Here is a 19795-nt window from a genome sequence, read left to right as displayed (position 1 = left end):
CCAAATGGAGCTTCTCTGTAAAATCTATTTATGACTACTCTTCTTTTCTGTAGGTTTGATTTTTAATCATTATACATTCGTAAAAAAATATTGTCAAGCATTTTTTTGAAAAAATTATATAATTATGAAAAATTTTAAGTAAATTTAACGATTATCTGTCAAATTCTCAAACTCCAATTGTGTTTTGTGGCAGATGTATTCAAAAAGAATTATGGATTTGTTTTCTTTTGCGAAATTTTTCCTGAAGATAAAATAATGGTCCATGTTATCCTTGCAGTTTTTCGCATTTATCCTGAAATAATCATTTTTCGTGGATATCATATGTTCTAAAATGTCGTCTGTCAAGAATGTAAGTGGCACGTTGATGTTTGCGTATTTGTAAAAGTCCTTTTCAAAAGCTATGAAATTGTCCGAAAAATAATCGAATTGAAAAGTATTTTTGTGTAATGTATTCATAATTACTCCATCAAATTAATGTTCAAAATATTGTCGAATTTTATATTTATCATTTGATTGTCACATTCAAAATACAACGTATCATCAAAAATATCGTAAATTGTCCCTACGTATGATTTGTTGTTGTGAGTGAAGATTTCGACTGTGAAATCATTCAGAAAAGCTTGGCTTATAAGTAAAAGCAAACTACTCGCACCCAACGATTGTACGCTTACATTTTCAGTCATCGAATGTAGTGCTGTAGTGTGTTCTGATAGGAAAAATCCCATCCATTTTGCCATTTTTCTGTCGCAATATTCCCTTGCCGATTTGTAGGGAAGATAATTTCTAATAATCATAAGTGCCGTCCATTCCGCCGCAGTGGCCTCCAATTAGTTTGCTTCGTTCGATAACACGCGATCCTTCCATAAGAGATGTCGCTTTTTGAATGGAAGTGAATCCGTATTTGTCTCTGATTTCATCGATTGCAGATTCCAAATTTTTCTGTTTTTCTATTTTCTCAATGTCTTCGAAAAGTGAAAATGATATGCATGCTTCGTCCACCAAATTTTCATAACTTACGCCAAGTCTTCTCACAGATCCTCCCTGATATTTCTTGTGAAACAAATCCATAACATGAGCTATTAGCTCTGCTGTTGATTGTGAAGGTGAGATGGTTTTTTGTGCGTGGATGGATTTTTTGATTTCCTTGTAGGAATATCCAACATAAATTGACACTACAGTCGCTTTCTTTCTGATTCGTCGAATTCTTATAGCAACTTGTTCTGCGATTTCTTTGAGAACTATTTCGATTTCACTTTTCTTGGAGTAATCTCTGGGAAGAACTTGTGAATTGCCCAGTCCCTTGGATTTTCCTTTGTAAGGTTGTGTGACTTTGGATTCATCTACGCCGTTCGCGTGAAACCACAACTGCACGCCAATAATTCCGAATTCTCGTTTCAAAATATCTGGATTGGAATTTGCGAGATCTCTCACCGAGAAAATACACAATTTATTCAGCCTTCTTTTCGTTCTTTCGCCGATTCCCCAAAAATCTGTCAAATCAGGAATGTTCCACACTTTTTGTTCTACATCTTCATACGACCAATTCGCTCTCATATTCACAGTTTTCTTCGCTTCGTTGTCCAGCGCAAGCTTAGCCAACAGAGGATTGGAATTACTCATTCCAACAGTAGAATACAAACCAGTTTTGTTTCTGATTTCGTTTTGAATCCTAGAAGATATCAAATCCAACTTGTCCTTGCGAGATATTGTTTTATCGGGGATAAAATAGTTCAAACTAGTTGTCAAATCGATAAATCCCTCGTCGATAGAGTAGGGAAGAATCTCGTCTTTTGCTGCGTAATTCATGAAAATCTTCTGGATTTTCAAATTCTCCTCAATGTACAATGCCATTCGAGGAGGGACAATGATGGTGTTTTTCGCCCACGTTTCGATGTAATTAATATATGAATCGGTGATGGGTAAATTCTGTCTGAGAGCTGATTGGAAGTTAAACTTCCTATCGTGGACGTGAAAAGGCAAATCAAAAGCCCTGCCGACGTTTTTCTTCCCGAAAACTTTCTTGAAAGTAGGAGAGCTTGCGAGAATTAATCCGCTTGCATTGTCGGAATTACTCATAACGCAAAGAGAAGTTGTCAAGGGATTTAGATTTCTCTTGACGCATTCAACGCTTGCATAAAAACTTTTGATATCCACAAAAGCAATATCAGATTTTGGCTCCAAAGAGTAATCTATAAGTCCCATAACAACCTCCTTATTCATCGTCCAATGGACTGTAATCTTCCAAAAACGTCGATTTTGGATTTTCAATATAGAAAATATCTGCAGGAAACTTGTTCAGCTTCACCATTTCAGATATTTTCAAATTCAACAAATTAATATCCACACCTAACTTGTACGCCATAGTTTTGTCGTCAGTGTACTCGCGCATAGTTTTAATCAAATTTTCATCAGAAATCAAAAGATGCGCCGCGAAAATATTTGCTTCATTTTCAAAAACATCGGTAGGATTGAACACCTTGTTCTCGTGAAAAGCGTGGCCATCAATGCAGTATTTCCTGTGAAGTTGATCGTGGCCAATCTCGTGAGCCAGTACGATTTTTTTCAAACTTCCGATATTGTTCGCAATCAAAATAACCCTATTTCTAAGAATTACTTGATACACTCCCAAAAGTTTGGACGGGCTATCGATATAATGAAGCTTAATTCCCAACAACTCCAAAAGCTCCTCGGGATTTCTGGTGTGGTATTTTTCAACCAAACTATTTACCTTATCATATATCCATCTATTGTACATAAGACTACCTTTTATTCTTGTTTTGTCCGTATTTTTTATTCTCTAATTTGGCTTCGTAATACGCCTCAGCAATCGCATTGAAAAGTTTATCCTTGTCTTCTTCAGGAAGAGAACCTCCAGCAAAAAGTCCTGACAAATTATCCACCAAATTCTCCGCATCTTTTTTACCAGAATATCCGAATTTTTTAGCAGAATCCAGCACGAAATTATCTTCCACAGTCAACAAAAAATTGATGTCGACATTGAAAAAATCCGAGATTTTTTTGTACATATCTTGAGTGCGTGGACGAGTGCCTTTAGTTTCGTAGTTACTTATAGTCTTCAAAGTAACACCAAGCTTGTCCGCAAGTTCTGTCTGAGTAAGACCCCTGTCTTCTCTAAGTTGTTTTAATTTAGCACCAAAGCTCATTGATTTCCTCCATAAATAAAATTAGAAGTTCAAATTCAAAACATATGAACTGTAACTACTAATATTATAATTTAAACTTCTAATCACGTCAAATTTTTTGTGGAATTTGAAAATGAAATTCAATAGGTGTATAATATAAGTGTAAACAAGTTGACATTGGAACTAAAAAGGTAGTGATTAAATGAAAATTTTTAGTAAAATAAAGAAAAATTTTGAAGAATTTTTAAAAAAATTGGGCAACGAAAACAAAAACACTTTCGGCGAAGAAAGATTGGACTGTTGCACAATGAATAAACAAGATAAATAGAACATCACAGATCGGATTTGATTATTCAAATCCGATTTTTTTATAAAACAAAATTAATTTTTAAAATCAGATCGAAAGAAACCAAACTTTCGATTTATTTTTATGCAGAAAATCAAATGCTACAATACTGAATTTACCAACTCATTTTGGTATAATAATAGGTAAGAATATTTAATAAACAAGAATGAAAATATAGCAGGTGATCACATGGATAACATAACAGGAGCTAACCTTGGATTTGAAATTGTAAAGAGTTCACCAGCATAAGGAGGGAGTAAATTGTCGAAAATCAAGAAAGATCAAATTTCTGCTAAGGGATTTTCAATTCAAGTATATACCGAAGATTTTAAAAATGATTATATAAGCTTAACAGATATAGCAAAATATAAAAATAAAGATGATCCAAGATTTGTTATTCAAAATTGGATGAGAAATAGAAACACTCTTGAATTTATAGGATTATGGGAAGTTTTGAATAATCCAAATTTTAACCGTGTGCAATTCGACACGTTTAGAAATGAAGCAGGCCTAAATAGATTCACAATGACCCCAGGAAAATGGATAGAATCTACAGATGCCATAGGTATAGTTTCAAAAGCGGGCCGATATGGAGGAACTTATGCTCATTACGATATAGCAATGGAATTTGCGTCTTGGCTTTCTCCAGAGTTTAAGCTTTATATTATTCAAGACTATAAAAGATTGAAGGAAGATGAAACCTCAAAACTATCATTAACTTGGAATCTTCATAGAGAAATTTCTAAGATTAATTATAAAATTCATACAGATGCAATAAAAGAATATCTCTTAAAAGACCTAACTAATGAACAATTATCTTATAAATACGCAAGTGAAGCAGATATGCTTAATGTTGCCTTATTTAACAAGAGAGCAAAACAGTGGCGTGAAGAAAATCCGGATTTAAAAGGTAATATGAGGGACTATGCAGGTTTGAATGAATTACTTGTGCTTGCAAATATGGAAAGCTATAATGCAATTCTTATTGGAAAAGGTGTGGATCAAAAAGAACGAATGATAGAACTTAGAAAACTTGCAAGAACACAATTGTTATCACTTGAAAAACTTGGAGATGTCGGTATTAAAAAATTAGAGTAGAAGAAATAATTATTATAAGCAATAAATAGATAAATTTTGAATTTGAGGAGGATGTTGAAATGATATTCATTCAGGAGATACCTGTTTCAAAAATCAACGAGTATTGGGATATTCAGTTTCAGTATTTGGTAAATGACGGATTTATAACGACAGAGGAAGAAAAGAAATACTTCCAGAGCGCGGAGTATCGAGATGTATTGCAAAGTCATATGTTGCGCACTCCGGACACATTACACATGGTATATTTTGTGCGTGACGGAGTTAAAATAGGCGCTTCTCAGTACTGCACTTACAAAAGCGAGGACGGAAAATGTTTCATTCTTGATTTTTGGGTGTTCCCAGAGTATAGAGGGAACGGGACAGGACACAAATGTTTCCAAACGCTTATGGAATACACAAAAAACGACGGCGCAATTTATTACGCCCTTAACTACGCTAAAGAGGATTCGCATAGATTTTGGGCATCGCTTGGTTTCTCTGACGATGGAATAGATGAATACGGATCTCCATTGATGATAAAAAGAAACTGATAAACCTCAGTTTGGCTGGCTGAATAAAACTAGATACCAAAGATACAAGGAGATTATTATGGAAAGAACTATTAGCGTAAAAGGAAAGGGCAAGATTTCGGTGAAGCCTGACACTATCAAGATTACGATAAAGGCTGAGGGGTTGCGCTGGAATTACGACGAAACTATTGAACAATCGACACAAGACACGAGGATTTTACGAGACGCTTTGAAAAATGCGGGGCTCGATCCGAAGGATTTGAAGACGACATATTTTTCGATTGATTCTAAATACGAGAGCTATCGTGACAAAAACGACGACTATAAGGAAAAGTTCGTAGGTTACGAATACGAGCATCGCACATATATTAAGTTTGAAAATGACAATAAGATACTGGGGAAAGTTCTGTACGAATTGGCGCATTGCGATGTAAAAGTGAAGTTTGATATTAATTACACCGTGAAGGACAAGGAAAAGGTCAAGAATGATTTGCTAGAAAAAGCTGTAGAAGATTCTACAACGAAGGCAAAGGTGTTGGCGAAGGCTTCTGGTGTGAAGTTGAAGGAAATACTAAACATAGATTATTCGTGGGGAGAAATTGATATATATTCTTCGCCGATGGATGATTTGATGGTTTGTAAAGCGGCATCGACATATGACATAGACATCGAGGCTGACGACATCGATGTGCAAGATACTGTGACAATTACGTGGACAATAGAATAAATATGAATCATACAAAAGAAATAACGAAAAAAATATATATGCTATCAGGTTTAGGATGTGATAAATCAAACGTAAGTGAGCTTGAAAAAGAGTTAAATAAATTCAATTATACCATTGAATATATCAATTTACCTGGACAATATTCAAATATAGATGTGAACGTCGAAAACAAAGAAGATTTTGAAAAATGGATAGAAACTCAGATACCAAAAAATTCAATAGTTATTGGATATTCACTAGGTGCAGACTTATTGATTAGAAACATTGAAGTGATAAAACCGGATAAACTAATTATTTTAGATGGTGCAATAATTACGAATGATTTCACGAAAACAACATTTGAAAAAGAAGTTGAATTTAGTAGAAGTTATATAGAAAAAAATAGTCTTGAGATGAGTGCTGACACAATTTCTAATTTACTTTATATAAAGTTCAAAGAAGATGTGGATGTTTTTGACATGGATATAAAAGTAAAAACGCTGTTATTATTAGCTGATACACCAGATGATTTATATGAATATAAGAAAAACAAAGTAGAAAAAAATAATAATCAAGAGAATATAAAATCACTATTTGTCCAAAACACATCACACGATTTTCACACTGAAAAGCCAGTTGAAATAGCTGAGTATATTGGTGAATTTTTAATGGAATAATCAAAAAAACCAGAGAATTGCACGTTCTCTGGTTTTCGTTTACATAAACAACAAATGTGCGATTGGGGCTACTATCAAAAGCGAAATTATTGTTCGTTCGATAAATATGGCGAATAATTCGAACAAGTTTACAGGAATTGACGATGCGAGGATTAGTCCGCCGACTTCTGATAAGTAGATCAATTGTGTTACGGAGATTGTCGCTACGATGAACTTGGTCATTTGTGATTGAATTGTGCTTGCAGCTATGATTGAAGGTGTGAACATGTCGCTGAATCCTACAATCATTGTCTTGGATGCTTCCAAGCTTTCAGGAACTTTCAAGAAATTCAACAGTGGCAAAAATGGCTTGCCCAAGATTTCAAAAACTTGCGTGTTGTTTGCAAGTACAAGTGATGCTGTTCCGATTATCATAACAATCGGCATTACTGAAAACCACATTCCAAATGCGTTTTCGATTCCGTTTTTCAAAAATTCTCCGATTCCTTTGTGAGACTCTGCACGTTTGATTGCCAAATCTAATCCATACTGTACAGATGATGAATAATTTTCTGCTATATCTTCATTAGTGTGATTAGATTCTACAACGTAGTCGTCTTTTTTGAGTGATAATGGTGGAATTCTCGGAACTATGATTGCACAGACAATTCCAACTAAGCAGACCAAAAGGTAGTAAACTCCGAAATAGTCGACCATGTCAACTTGGGATAAAACGATAAGGCTGAATGTGATGGAAACTGCAGAGAAATTCGTAGAAATAATTGCAGCTTCTTTTGCTGAATAATATCCAGATTCGTATTGATTTGAAGTGAGCATGACACCCAATGTTCCATCTCCAATCCAACTTGTGATGCAATCTACTGCGGCACGTCCAGGAATCAAAAATACTGGGCGCATTATTTTCGTGAAAATTGCACCGATAAATTCCAAAAGTCCGAAATCTAATAAAAGTGGAAGAAGCATGCTTGCTATTACAAAAATTATTACAAGTGATGTCAACAAATCGTTGAGTATAAATGTCGCAGATTCATCGGCAACTATCATGTCGAAAAACGGCCCAAGGTTAAGCTTGTCCTTTAACACAACCATCCACACGACGATAAATCCTAGAATTCTAAGTACTAGCCACACAGGCGTTACAGAAAATGTTTGATCTAAAAGTTTGTTTTCTTTGATGAATTTTACATTGAAACTTGCCAAAACACTCATTACAAATGATATTGTAATTATTATTGTGCAAAGTACTGGCAGATAATCGCCGATGGTTTTGGCTATAAAATCAGCGAAAATTTTGACAATTATAGTCCATTCGCCATCGAATTTTACAGGAATCATGAAGATAATTACCCCAATAATCGATGGAATCAGAAAATTCAGTAATGATTTTTTGTTGGTTTTCATATTATCTCCTCGCTTTAAAATATTTCAACTAGTATAACACTTATGAAAATATGATGCAAGAAAATAACAAATAAAATTAATTAGGAGAAGCAGGAAATCATATGGCACGAAGAATTAGAAAAATCCTCTAGCACGAATATCTAGACTACACAAATTGAAGATTTCTAAATCTCAAAATCCTAAAATCGTAAGAACTCTAACGCTTACGCAAATACGATTTTTGACGGATTTTTTCGATTTGAAATCAAACAATTTGTTTCGTATGATATTCTTAGCCAGAGGATTTTTTAATTAGCTGAGGTTTCTAATCCGTAGGACTTTCTAATCTACAAAAATTTCCACTAAAAAAGGCTGCTTACAAAAGCAGCCCACATATTATTTTTCTGTGTTTTCTTCAGTAACATCGTCGTCTTCTTGATTTTCTTCAGCTATAGTTTCCATTTCTTCTTCCAATACGTCGTTGTCTAAGTTTGACTGATTAATCATAGATTTTACTTTTCGTTCGTCTTTTTTAGTGTAATCTTGATCGTCGTCGTATTTCTTTTCCAACAAATCCAAGATTTTGAATCTTCTTTTGGATTCTTTTTTGATTTTTTGGAAGTCTCTGATGTATGCGTAAATCAAAAATATTATCAAAATTATTCCGGCGTAACCAATTATAGGGTATGTGATGCTGATAAGTTTTCTGAAACCTAAAAAGCTTAGGAAAAATCCTATCGTTACAAATCCAATCAAATACATTTTGTATTTTGTAGGATTGTCCTTGGAAGCTCTTTTAGCTAACGAATAATACAAGCCAATAGCTGTGTTGAAAATCATTCCGAATATTACAAAACTCATTATCAAACCTAAAACTGGATTGATTTCTTCGATTAGAGTTTGTGTTGGAAGATCTGCATCTTTTAATATATCGACTCTCATGAATAGTACAACTGCCAAAAGAGCTGTTACTGTTCCTGTGATAAATCCTCCCAACAATCCACTTACTTTGGCCTCTTCTGATAAAACGTGATTGCCACCGATTGCAAACGCCGTACTTAAACCAACCATCATACACAATGAAAAATAGTTCACTACAGAAAGCCAAGGATTGCCGAAATTTTTCGGAATAGTTCTTGCAATTGGATCTAATTGGTCAAAACTTCCGTCAAATTTTGCTATTGTATAGACCGATGCGATTAAAATTAACGCAACAATAATTGGCGTGAATGATCCGATAATTCTTGTAACTTTTTCAAAATCCATCATTCCTACGAAAATTACAAGTAGTGCGCAAATCAAAGACCCTATCCATGGAGCTAGTCCAAATTGTTGGTTGAGGTTGGATCCTGCACCTGATAGCATTACGAATCCGATTATAAATCCTGTCAAAATAAGTAAAATGTCGAAAATTCTAGTGAATTTTTTGGATGCTATCTCGTCCAAAACATCGCTGTGTTCATCTGCAAAATAATACGAACCCAACTCTAAAATAATCGCTCCAATAAATGTATGCAACAACAAAACAAATAGCGCAGTCCACAAACCAGATTTGCCATAAGCTGTGAAATATTGCAAGATTTCTTGTCCACTTGCAAGGCCAGCACCAGTTAGCACTGCGACGTATGCAAGAGATGTGCTTAATATTTTCTTTTTCATAGTTCTCTCCTTCTTTTGTAAAATTATATAATAAAATTCAAAAATAGCCAAGATATAATTATATAACAAATTTGATAAAATGCAAATCAGAAAAATTGAACATTATGGTATAATATTCATGAAAAGAGGTGCTAAATGTTTAAAGTTAAAAATTTTGAAGACAATGATGATGTTATAATCAAAGAGCAAAATGGAGCATTTAAAGTTATTGAATACAAGAGGGATTTGTCGGTGGATTATGAACAAGCACAAAGTTCTTACTTCGCTTCAGAAATGAATGTGAGAAGAAGACAATTATTGTGCGATGTTTCCAAATCAAATATAACTGTGCAAGCAGGTGCTATGCAATGGATGCTAGGAAATGTCAGCTCAACTACTGGAATAAAAGGAGCTGGAGATTTCTTCAAAAAAGCTTTGCGTGGTTCTGTAACTGGCGAAGGTGCGATAAAACCAGAATACACAGGCGACGGGCTTTTGGTTTTGGAACCGACATACAAGCACATTTTATTGTTGGATGCAGATGATTGGGACAATGAAATCATCATAGAAGATGGATTGTTCTTGGCTTGTGATTCTGAATTGGAACACAAAGCTATTATGCAATCCAATATTTCATCTGCTGTTGCAGGTGGCGAAGGGTTGTTCAACTTAGGACTTCACGGAACGGGAATTGTCGCGTTGGAATCTTATGTACCAAGAGAAGAATTGATTGAAATAACGCTTGACAATGATGTGTTGAAGATAGATGGAAACATGGCAATTGCTTGGAGTGGATCGTTGAGTTTTACAGTTGAAAGAGCTGGTAAATCATTGATAGGTTCTGCGACAAGCGGTGAAGGACTTGTGAATGTGTACAGAGGAACTGGAAAAGTTCTAATGGCACCAGTTTTGGAATAAATTTTAAAAATTAAATATTGAAACACTGGATAACAAACCTAAATGCTCGATTATCATAAAAATCAATTTGTGTAGTCTAGATATTCTTGGCATTAAGGTTTGTTATTTTTAATTTGTCGTAATAAATTTTAATCGTGAAAGTTTGCAAAAATTTTCGCGTTTTTTTATTCGGACAAAACGAATATGGTATAATAAAGAAAAGTATATTCAAAGTAATGTAAAGAACATCTTGGGAGGCACTACTATGAATAAATTGAGAAACAAATTATACAAATACGAATTTAGGACGATTATTGTGGGTGTAATTCTATTTATTATGGAATTGAAACTTAGAATGAGTTATCCGAAACTTGTAAGCGTTTTGATATCACCGTTATCAAGCATTTTCATCTACGCTTCTATAGCTATTGTGTTGATGCTGATGGTTTTGGAGATGTTGGCAGCGATTAAAAACAGAGATTTCGATATTTTGTTTTTCATTTTAATCATTTTAGCGGGACTTTATTTGATGTATCGTATTATTTAAAATTTGGAGGATATTATGGGTATATTTGATAAATTAAAAAGCGTTTTTTCTTCAGAAGAAAAGGAAACTAACAGTCAAGCTCACAAAAATGATTGGTATGTTTTTGAATGGAGTGTAAAGGACACTGGAGAAATCTTCTACGTTGGTTATGGTTATGGTGAGGATTCTAAGTCTTTCGGATTTGAAAGTTATCACGGAGAAAGAATCAAGGAAAAATTGGATGTGGAATCGAAAATCATAAAGGACAACTTGGAAGAAGATGAAGCTCGCGATTTGCAACAAGAAGAGTTGAAGAGAGTGTTGAAAGAAACTGACAATGTGATTATCAATCGTGTGACTCCTAATATGATTACTAGAAAATCGGGATTGTTAAAGTCAGAAACTACACCAAACTATAGATTTGAACAAGCACCGGTGTTATATGTTTCTGAATATGAACAACATTATTTGGATATGGATTATGATGATTTCGAAAAAGTTGACTTGGATAATTTGAAGTCTGTGTACTTAGTTGAAAAGGGCGTTGACGATGAAATTATCGCGAACATTTACAAGGAAGACTTGGATAAATATTTGAACCAAACAAAATCCTTGTTGGAACACGAAAACATTAAAATCGTCGATGACCAATTTGCAAATGATGTAACTGCTTGGATTTACATTGGCGATGATTCCATTGCAAAGGTTAAGGAATACGAAGATAAAGCCCAAGAAAAACTTTCTAAGAAAATTCCTGTATATCATATGATGGATGTGTTGAAGAAATTAAAAGAAAAGAACAAGGATAACTTGGATGAGATTTTCAACAAAATCAAGACTACAAAAGAAGTTGTAATTCACCCACACAACAATAGGGTTGCTGTGTTTGATATCAAAAATTTGGACGATCCAGCGAAGGGTGCGAAGGAAGGTTTGAGATATTGGAACGAAGGAGAAAAATTCAGAAAGGATTCTCACTTCCAATCTGCAATCAAAAATTACGACACTGCTCGTGAAAACGGATTGTGCACTCCTGCACTTTACAGTTCTTATGCTAGTGTTTACAGAAGCATGAAGGATTACGACAACGAAATTGATATTTTACAAGAAGGTATCAAAAGATTGTCTAATCAAGATAACGTGTCTGAATCTCACATTAATTCTATGAAAGAAAGACTAGAAAAAGCAAAGGAACTTTTATTAAAAGAATAATTTGAATGAATTTCCCAATTTGAGAAATCAAGTTGGGGAATTTTTTATCGCTAAGCGTTATATGATATAATATATAAAGGTGGTAAAATGAAAGATGCTCTCGGAAGAAAGATAGATTATTTGAGAATTTCTGTGACTGACAAGTGCAATTTGAGATGCAAATACTGTATGCCAGAAGAAGGAATCACGCATTTGAATCACGACGAAATTCTAACTATAGATGAAACTTTGAAAATCGTAGAAGTTTTCAAAGATTTGGGAATAAAAAAAGTACGTTTAACTGGAGGCGAACCTTTGGTTAGAAACGGAATATTGGATTTGGTAAAAGGCATCAAGGACATGGGAATTGAAGAAATCTGCATGACTACCAATGCGATTAAATTGTATGACATGGCTGACGATTTAAAGGAAAGTGGCGTGGACAGATTCAACATTTCGCTGGATACTTTGGATGCGGATAAATTTCGTGACATAACGCGTGGTGGAGATTTGAAAAAGGTTCTGAAATCCATCGATAAATTAAAACAAATGGATATGAAACCAATTAAAATCAACACCGTTGTAATGAGACATTTCAACTACGATGAGATAGAAGATTTTGTGAAATTTGCAGAGAATGGTGTGATTGTAAGATTTATCGAACTGATGCCAATTGGTGAAGCGATTGGAAAATCTGATGATTATGTGTCGAACGAAGAAATTATCAAAAAAATTGGCGATCTTCAAAAAATTGACACCGATTCAAAAAAATCGAAGGTTGCAGAATATTATACCAATCCAAATGGTGCGATTGTGGGATTTATCAATCCGATTTCTCACAAATTCTGCTCAGAATGTAACAGAGTTAGGCTGGATTGCAAGGGCAATTTGCTGATGTGTTTGCATTCTAATAAGTCGATTAATTTGAAAGATTGTATTCGAAATGATGAAGATATCCGACAAATTATTACACAACAAATATACAATAAACCAGAAAGACATTATCTCGAAGAAGGTAACTTCAACAAAAGGGATATGAATACTATAGGAGGTTAATGTGGATTTAACTCATTTTAACAAAGATGGTTTGCCAAGAATGGTGGATGTATCTGAAAAGGAAACTACTAAAAGAGTTGCTGTGGCTCATAGTAGGATTTATATGAAAAAAGAAACTATGCAAAAAATCACAGAAAAATCCATCAAAAAAGGCGACGTTTTGAGTGTCGCACAAACTGCTGCGATTATGGCTGCGAAGAAAACATCGGAAATTATTCCAATGTGTCACAATATTTTCATCACAGGTGTTGATGTTAAATTCGAATTAGCAGATGATTTTATAGATATTTTCGTCCAATCAAACACAGAATCAAAAACGGGAATTGAGATGGAAAGCTTGACGGCTGCAAGCGTTGCGGCTCTTACGATTTACGATATGTGCAAGGCAATTGACCGTTCAATGCGAATTACAAATGTGGAATTACTTCACAAAGAAGGCGGCAAAAGCGGCGTTTTCAACAGAAGTGTCGACAGTGATGAGGCAGTTGTAATCGATGTGAATATTAGCGAGAAAAAAGGCACTGTGAAAACTCCGGTTGAATTTGCAGAACTAAAAGTTGATCATGGATTGGTTGGAGATGCACACGCTGGAAATTGGCACAGACAAGTGTCGCTTTTGGCAGAAGAATCCATCAATAAAATGCGAGAAATGGGTCTTGATTTGAAAGACGGAGATTTCGCTGAAAATATTACAACGAGAAACATTGAACTATTTACACTGCCTGTCGGTCAAGTGTTGACGATTGGAGAATGTGTTCTAGAAGTTACTCAAATCGGAAAAGAATGTCACAAAGGTTGTGCGATTAAACAAAAAGTCGGCAATTGTATTATGCCAACGGAAGGAATTTTCTGCAAAGTTTTAAAGGGCGGAATTATTAAGAAAAACGACAAAATCAAGCTTGTAGAATTAAATTAAAAGTTTGTGTTATAATATATTCGGAGTCTGGGGGTGCTTTACGCTGAGATCTTTTTAGAAACCCTTATACCTGCTCATGATAATGCATGCGAAGGGAAGAACTTAGAATGTTTTTTGCGGATACATGGGTTATGTATCCGTTATTTTTTTCCAGTCTCCAAATCAATTTAGGAGGTATTTATGGAATATACAACTCAATTAGACGCTGCGAAGAAGAAAATCATTACAAAAGAAATGAAAAGAGTAGCGGAAAAAGAAAACATAGACGTAGAAATTCTTAGAGAAAAAGTTGAAAAAGGATATGTGGTTATTCCTGCGAACAAAAACCACAAATCATTGGATGCTCACGGTGTTGGTGAAGGTTTGAAGACTAAAATCAACGTGAACTTGGGAATTTCAAAAGATTGCTACAACATTGAAAAGGAAATGGAAAAAGTTAGAGTGGCAATCGACATGGACGCAGAAGCGATAATGGATTTGTCAAATTACGGAAAGACTAGACAGTTCAGAGAAGAACTTATCGACTATTCTCCTGCAATGATTGGTAGCGTTCCGATGTACGATTGCGTTGGAATGTTAGATAAAGAATTGAAGGATATTACTGAAGAAGAATTCTTACAAGTTGTGGAACAACACGCAAAAGACGGGGTGGATTTCATCACAATTCACGTTGGACTTACAAGAGATATCGCTGAACATTTGAAAACAACAGACAGAATTACAAAAATCGTATCACGTGGTGGATCGTTATTATTCGCGTGGATGATTGCTAATAACAAGGAAAACCCACTTGTAACAAGATACGACGATGTACTTGAAATCTGCGAAAAATACGACGTCACACTAAGCTTGGGAGATGCTTTAAGACCGGGTTGCATTAACGATGCGACAGATGATTTACAAATTCAAGAGCTAATCAATTTATCCAGAATGGCAAAAAGAGCCTACGAAAAAAATGTCCAAGTAATGATTGAAGGACCAGGTCACGTTCCAATCGACCAAATCGAAGCAAATATGAAAATCGAAAAAACAATCTGCAACAACGCGCCATTCTACGTGTTGGGACCTTTGGTAACAGACATTGCACCGGGATACGACCACATCACATCAGCAATTGGTGGTGCAATCGCAGCAAGTACTGGAGCAGATTTCTTGTGCTATGTAACTCCTGCAGAACATTTGAGACTTCCTAACTTGGAAGATATGAAAGAAGGAATCATCGCTACTAAAATCGCAGCCCATGCTGGAGATATCGCAAAGAAAATCCCTGGAGCAAAAGAAAGAGACGACGAAATGAGCAGAGCCCGATTCAACTTGGATTGGGAAAAAATGTTCGAACTTGCAATTGACAGCGAGAAACCAAAAAAATACAGAAAAGAATCTCAACCAATCGAAGAAGATTCATGTACAATGTGCGGTAAAATGTGTTCAATGAGAACAGTGAAAAAAGTATTGAACGGGGAAGATGTCAATTTAATTTAGAAAAATTTGATTTAGAAGAATTTTATGAATTCAACCATCAAGAATATCTTGGTGGTTGTTTTTATTTGAACGAAATCGAAAAATATTCGAGAAAATCATTGACAATGGTTATTGTTAAGCGTATAATTCTAATAGTATTAGGTAAAAAGGTGATATTATGAATGAAAAATTAGCAAAAGAAGTTATAAGATGCGTGCACAGCATTGGAAAATACCATCCTCATAAACAAATCAACGATTCTGTCAGAGGAGAAAACATGGCTTTGGGATTTATCAAATCGGAAGGTGGATCAACTTATCCGAAAGAAATCGAACTTGCTATGGGAATTTCCAGCGCGAGAGTTGCAGCTATTATTAAAAAGCTTGAAAAGCGTGAACTGGTAACTAGAACTGGAGATAAAATTGACAGAAGAAAAACTTTGGTAAGTTTAACTGAAAAAGGAGAAAAAGTCGCCCAAGAAACTGAGGACAAGATAATGTATGCTTTGGGTCAAATGTTTGATGCTTTGGGAGAAGAAGATTCTGAAAATTTCGTCAGAATAATCGACAAACTTATTAAAAATTTGCCAAAGATTACCAAGGCTTGTGAAGAAAAATTTAAAGAAATGGATGATAGTTTTGATAAGAATAATTAGATATTTGAATAAAAAACAATGGATTCAGATACTTTTGAGTTTTGTTTTTATCGTTACTCAAGTGTATTTGGATTTGAAAATTCCGGATTATATGTCGAAAATTACGATGTATGTGGAAAGTCCGGGTCATACTGTAAGTGATATTATCGGTGAAGGAAAATGGATGCTTTTGTGTGCATTCGGATCTTTGATTTCAGCAATTATCGTAGGATATTTGGCTTCGAAGGTATCGGCGTCATTTTCCAAAGATTTGAGGTCCAGAATATTTTCCAAGGTGGAAAGTTTTTCCATGAAAGAAATCAATGAATTTTCCACTGCTAGTTTGATAACTAGATCTACAAATGATATTACTCAAATTCAAATGGTAATAGTGATAGGATTACAAATTTTGATTAAAGCTCCAATAATGGCTGTGTGGGCTATCACGAAAATCTACAACAAGGGATTTGAATGGACAATAGCGACTGCTGTCACTGTGTTGATTTTAATCATTTTCGTTGCAATTCTAATGGTTTTGGTTATGCCGAAGTTCAGAATGATGCAAACTTTGACCGACAATATCAACAGGATTTTGCGTGAAAACTTGACAGGACTTGCTGTAATCAGAGCATATAATTCTGAAGAATACAGGGAAAATAAATTTGACGAAGCGAATGAAGAGTTAACTAGCACACAATTATTCACAAGTCGTGCGATGTCAACTCTTTTTCCAATGATTAACTTCAGCATGTCGATTTTGACGTTGGTAATTTATTTTATCGGAGCAGGACTTATCAACGCCGCAGGGATGATGGACAAATACGTTTTGTTCTCAGACATGGTTGTGTTCAGTTCTTATGCAATGCAAGTTATCATGTCATTTATGATGATGAGCATGATTTTCATCATGATTCCAAGAGCGCAAATCTCTGCAAATCGTATCAACGAAGTGTTGGATACAGAGCTTTCAATTAAAGATGGAGATATTGATACATCAAATGAAGATTACGAATATGAAATTGAGTTTGACAATGTATCATTTAAATACACTGATTCCGAGCAATATATTTTAAAGGATATTGACTTTAGGGTGAAAAAAGGAGAAAAGGTAGCTATAATAGGTTCCACAGGCTCTGGTAAAAGCACTATCTTGAATTTGCTTTTGAGATTTTATGATGCAACAGAAGGTGTCGTAAAAATCCAAGGAATCGACATTAGAAAGTATAAGCTTAAATTTTTGTACGAAAAAATCGGCGCCGTTTTCCAAAAATCATTCTTATTCAAAGGAAATGTAAAATCGAACATTTCATTTTCAGAAGATGGTGTGGATACTGAAAAAGTATAAGAAGCTGCAGATACTTCACAATCTATGGAATTTATTGAAAAATTTGACGAAAAATTTGACCACGAAATCGCGCAATTAGGCAAGAATGTTTCTGGTGGACAAAAACAAAGATTATCCATTGCAAGGGCAGTCTACAAAAAACCAAATATATTCTTGTTTGATGATAGTTTTTCCGCTCTTGATTTCAAAACAGACAGTGAACTTAGACATCAATTGAGAGAAAAAAGCCCCGATGCTACAACTATTATTGTCGCACAAAGGGTTGGTTCGATAATGGATTCAGATCAAATAATCGTACTTGAAAACGGACAAATAGTTGGAATTGGTCAACACAAAGATTTATTACAAAACTGTGAAGTTTACAAAGAAATAGCCTACTCGCAATTAACAGAGGAGGAATTAAATGCCTAGACAAGTTGTAAATGAAAAACCAAAAAAATTCAAGAAAACATTAAAAGAAATGGGAGGGTATTTGAAACCTTATTTCCCATTGATATTAATAGCGGTTGTAGCAAGTGTAATTGCAACGATATTGCAAATAATTGGACCAGATAAGCTAAAACTCATTACAGACGAAATCACAAAAGGTCTTCCTAAAATGATAAAAGGAAAACCTGTGATGGCTTCGATTGATATGGACCAAGTAAAATCAATCACGATGATGCTTGTGATATTTTACGGATCGTCTTTGTTGTTGAATTTGTTACAAAGATTTATCATGGCAGATGTTACACAAAAAATCTCCAAATCATTTAGAGAGAAAATTGCTGTTAAAATCAACAAATTACCATTTAGCTATTTTGACAACACAACTTACGGAGACATTCTAAGTAGGGTTACAAATGATGTCGACACAATCAGTCAAAGCTTGAACCAATCAATAGGAACGTTGTTGACAAGTATTGTAATGCTTTTAGGAACTGTAGTGATGATGATTTATAATTCGGGGATTTTGACGATAACGACGATTTTGTCATCGCTTGTGGGATTTGTGTTCATTACAATAATAATGAAAAAATCACAAAAATATTTCAAAGCACAGCAACAAAACTTAGGTGATATCAACGGACAAATCGAAGAAGTGTACACTGGTCACAACGTAATCAAAGCATACAACGCTGGTGAACGTGTGATAGATGAATTTGAACAAATGAATACACAACTTTACACAAGCGCATGGAAATCGCAATTCTTGTCAGGACTAATGATGCCTATTATGCAATTTGCAGGAAACTTTTCGTACGTTATGGTCTGCATAGTCGGTGGCGCATTGGCAATAAATGGCAAGATATCATTCGGTGTAATAGTAGCGTTTATGATTTATGTGAGATTGTTCACCAATCCATTATCAGATATCGCACAAAGCTTCAACACATTGCAAAGAGCTGCAGCGGCAGGGGAGAGAGTGTTCGAATTTTTGAACGAAAAAGAATTAGAAGAAGAAAACGTAACTGAAAAACTCGACAGAGCAAAAGGCGAAGTCGAATTCAAAGACGTTAGATTTGGATATGATCCTGAAAAAATCATCATCAAAGATTTCAGCGTAAAAGTAAATCCAGGAGAAAAAATCGCCATCGTTGGACCAACTGGAGCTGGAAAGACTACGATTGTAAATCTATTAATGAGATTTTACGAAATAAACGACGGACAAATATTGGTAGATGGAATTGATACGAAAAACTTATCCAGAGAGAATCTGAGAGACCAATTCTGTATGGTACTTCAAGATTCGTGGGTATTCGAAGCAAGTGTCAGAGAAAACATAACATTCGGATTAGAAGATATAACTGACGAAGAATTGATAGATGTGTGCAAACGCGTAAACTTGGATCACTTTATCAGAACACTTCCAAATGGATATGACACTATTTTAAACGATAAACAATCATTATCTCAAGGACAACTTCAACTACTCACAATCGCACGTGCAATGGTAAGTCACGCGCCAATGTTGATACTAGATGAAGCCACAAGCTCCGTGGATACGAGAACTGAAATAATCGTTCAAGATGCAATGGACGAACTTGCAAAAAGAAGAACATCATTTGTAATCGCGCACAGATTATCCACAATCAAAAACGCAGATTTGATACTTGTAATGAAAGACGGAGACATCGTAGAAAAAGGAAAACACGACGAATTATTGGCACGAGACGGATTCTACGCACAATTATACAACGCGCAATTTGAAAGAAAATAGCGAAAATATTGTAAATTGAGATTGGGATTAAGTTGTCCCAATCTTTTTTTATTTCTAAATTTGATATAATAA

Annotated in this window: 20 protein-coding genes, 1 pseudogene and 1 other annotated feature (1 of these 22 cut by a window edge); of the genes and pseudogenes, 14 read left to right on the top strand and 7 right to left on the bottom strand. The window is 34.8% G+C overall.

Features of this window, described 5'->3' with window-relative positions:
• Nucleotides 1-59, bottom strand: a binding site (T-box leader) (it extends 167 nt beyond the left edge of the window).
• Between the two features lie 85 nt (nucleotides 60-144).
• The 5 genes from ACU68W_RS02115 to ACU68W_RS02095 are packed head-to-tail and all read right to left on the bottom strand — an operon-like array spanning nucleotide 145 to nucleotide 3164.
• Nucleotides 145-456 carry a DUF5960 family protein gene (locus tag ACU68W_RS02115; protein WP_294685553.1) on the bottom strand — a complete coding sequence of 104 codons (312 nt, stop codon included), beginning with the start codon at nucleotides 454-456 and terminating at the stop codon, nucleotides 145-147.
• 2 nt (nucleotides 457-458) lie between these two features.
• Nucleotides 459-794, bottom strand: coding sequence for a hypothetical protein (locus ACU68W_RS02110; RefSeq protein WP_294685552.1), 336 nt, complete (start codon nucleotides 792-794; stop codon nucleotides 459-461).
• The gene (locus ACU68W_RS02105; protein ID WP_446756022.1) at nucleotides 784-2202 is read right to left on the bottom strand and encodes a Y-family DNA polymerase; all 1419 of its coding nucleotides are present in this window, start codon (nucleotides 2200-2202) and stop codon (nucleotides 784-786) included. Before ACU68W_RS02105 ends, ACU68W_RS02110 begins: the two co-directional genes overlap by 11 nt.
• Nucleotides 2203-2212: 10 nt before the next feature.
• Nucleotides 2213-2755 carry an ImmA/IrrE family metallo-endopeptidase gene (locus ACU68W_RS02100; RefSeq protein ID WP_294685551.1) on the bottom strand — a complete coding sequence of 181 codons (543 nt, stop codon included), beginning with the start codon at nucleotides 2753-2755 and terminating at the stop codon, nucleotides 2213-2215.
• A 4-nt stretch (nucleotides 2756-2759) separates the two neighbouring features.
• On the bottom strand, nucleotides 2760-3164 hold the full coding sequence (locus ACU68W_RS02095) for a helix-turn-helix domain-containing protein (RefSeq protein WP_294685550.1): 405 nt from the start codon (nucleotides 3162-3164) through the stop codon (nucleotides 2760-2762).
• Nucleotides 3165-3345: 181 nt separating this feature from the next.
• Between ACU68W_RS02095 and ACU68W_RS02090 the strand changes: the two genes are divergently transcribed.
• The 5 genes from ACU68W_RS02090 to ACU68W_RS02070 all read left to right on the top strand — a co-directional run bounded on the left by ACU68W_RS02090 (nucleotide 3346) and on the right by ACU68W_RS02070 (nucleotide 6479).
• A complete protein-coding gene (locus tag ACU68W_RS02090; RefSeq protein ID WP_002834945.1) occupies nucleotides 3346-3471 on the top strand; it encodes an LDCC motif putative metal-binding protein in 126 nt (41 codons plus the stop codon).
• A 279-nt stretch (nucleotides 3472-3750) separates the two neighbouring features.
• Entirely contained in the window at nucleotides 3751-4587 is an 837-nt protein-coding gene (locus ACU68W_RS02085) for a KilA-N domain-containing protein (RefSeq protein ID WP_094223845.1), read from the top strand.
• A 59-nt stretch (nucleotides 4588-4646) separates the two neighbouring features.
• Nucleotides 4647-5117, top strand: coding sequence for a GNAT family N-acetyltransferase (locus tag ACU68W_RS02080; protein ID WP_094223844.1), 471 nt, complete (start codon nucleotides 4647-4649; stop codon nucleotides 5115-5117).
• Nucleotides 5118-5175: 58 nt separating this feature from the next.
• On the top strand, nucleotides 5176-5823 hold the full coding sequence (locus ACU68W_RS02075) for an SIMPL domain-containing protein (protein WP_446756021.1): 648 nt from the start codon (nucleotides 5176-5178) through the stop codon (nucleotides 5821-5823).
• 2 nt (nucleotides 5824-5825) lie between these two features.
• The gene (locus ACU68W_RS02070; RefSeq protein WP_094206303.1) at nucleotides 5826-6479 is read left to right on the top strand and encodes a hypothetical protein; all 654 of its coding nucleotides are present in this window, start codon (nucleotides 5826-5828) and stop codon (nucleotides 6477-6479) included.
• 39 nt (nucleotides 6480-6518) lie between these two features.
• Here ACU68W_RS02070 and ACU68W_RS02065 read toward each other — a convergent pair whose 3' ends face one another.
• Nucleotides 6519-7880, bottom strand: a complete 1362-nt coding sequence (locus tag ACU68W_RS02065) for a YjiH family protein (RefSeq protein ID WP_446756020.1) — start codon at nucleotides 7878-7880, stop codon at nucleotides 6519-6521.
• A gap of 375 nt (nucleotides 7881-8255) precedes the next feature.
• On the bottom strand, nucleotides 8256-9518 hold the full coding sequence (locus ACU68W_RS02060) for a YkvI family membrane protein (RefSeq protein WP_446756019.1): 1263 nt from the start codon (nucleotides 9516-9518) through the stop codon (nucleotides 8256-8258).
• Between the two features lie 135 nt (nucleotides 9519-9653).
• Here ACU68W_RS02060 and ACU68W_RS02055 point away from each other — a divergent pair, with 135 nt between their 5' ends.
• From ACU68W_RS02055 to ACU68W_RS02015, 9 genes and pseudogenes are all read left to right on the top strand, one after another.
• The gene (locus ACU68W_RS02055; RefSeq protein WP_316057314.1) at nucleotides 9654-10415 is read left to right on the top strand and encodes an AIM24 family protein; all 762 of its coding nucleotides are present in this window, start codon (nucleotides 9654-9656) and stop codon (nucleotides 10413-10415) included.
• Nucleotides 10416-10659: 244 nt separating this feature from the next.
• Complete coding sequence (locus tag ACU68W_RS02050) at nucleotides 10660-10941, top strand: hypothetical protein (protein ID WP_094204204.1); 282 nt, start codon at nucleotides 10660-10662, stop codon at nucleotides 10939-10941.
• A 15-nt stretch (nucleotides 10942-10956) separates the two neighbouring features.
• A complete protein-coding gene (locus tag ACU68W_RS02045; RefSeq protein ID WP_446756018.1) occupies nucleotides 10957-12132 on the top strand; it encodes a hypothetical protein in 1176 nt (391 codons plus the stop codon).
• Nucleotides 12133-12219: 87 nt separating this feature from the next.
• Entirely contained in the window at nucleotides 12220-13167 is a 948-nt protein-coding gene (gene moaA, locus ACU68W_RS02040; RefSeq protein WP_316510926.1) for a GTP 3',8-cyclase MoaA, read from the top strand.
• Between the two features lies 1 nt (nucleotide 13168).
• Entirely contained in the window at nucleotides 13169-14083 is a 915-nt protein-coding gene (locus ACU68W_RS02035) for a cyclic pyranopterin monophosphate synthase MoaC/MOSC-domain-containing protein (protein ID WP_446756017.1), read from the top strand.
• Between the two features lie 180 nt (nucleotides 14084-14263).
• Nucleotides 14264-15565: a phosphomethylpyrimidine synthase ThiC gene (gene thiC / locus ACU68W_RS02030; RefSeq protein ID WP_094204200.1), complete on the top strand. Its 1302-nt coding sequence runs from the start codon at nucleotides 14264-14266 to the stop codon at nucleotides 15563-15565.
• 157 nt (nucleotides 15566-15722) lie between these two features.
• Nucleotides 15723-16199 carry a MarR family winged helix-turn-helix transcriptional regulator gene (locus tag ACU68W_RS02025; protein WP_446756016.1) on the top strand — a complete coding sequence of 159 codons (477 nt, stop codon included), beginning with the start codon at nucleotides 15723-15725 and terminating at the stop codon, nucleotides 16197-16199.
• A pseudogene (locus ACU68W_RS02020) lies at nucleotides 16174-17934 on the top strand (ABC transporter ATP-binding protein). The gene ACU68W_RS02025 and the pseudogene ACU68W_RS02020 overlap by 26 nt, the downstream one beginning before the upstream one ends.
• Nucleotides 17927-19723 (top strand): ABC transporter ATP-binding protein, encoded by a 1797-nt coding sequence (locus ACU68W_RS02015; protein WP_446756015.1) that lies wholly within the window; start codon nucleotides 17927-17929, stop codon nucleotides 19721-19723. Before ACU68W_RS02020 ends, ACU68W_RS02015 begins: the two are co-directional and overlap by 8 nt.
• Nucleotides 19724-19795 lie beyond the last annotated feature (72 nt).

Source organism: Finegoldia sp. P2-F-LR (genome assembly GCF_052932265.1).
This window is presented reverse-complemented; position numbering and strand designations above follow the sequence as displayed.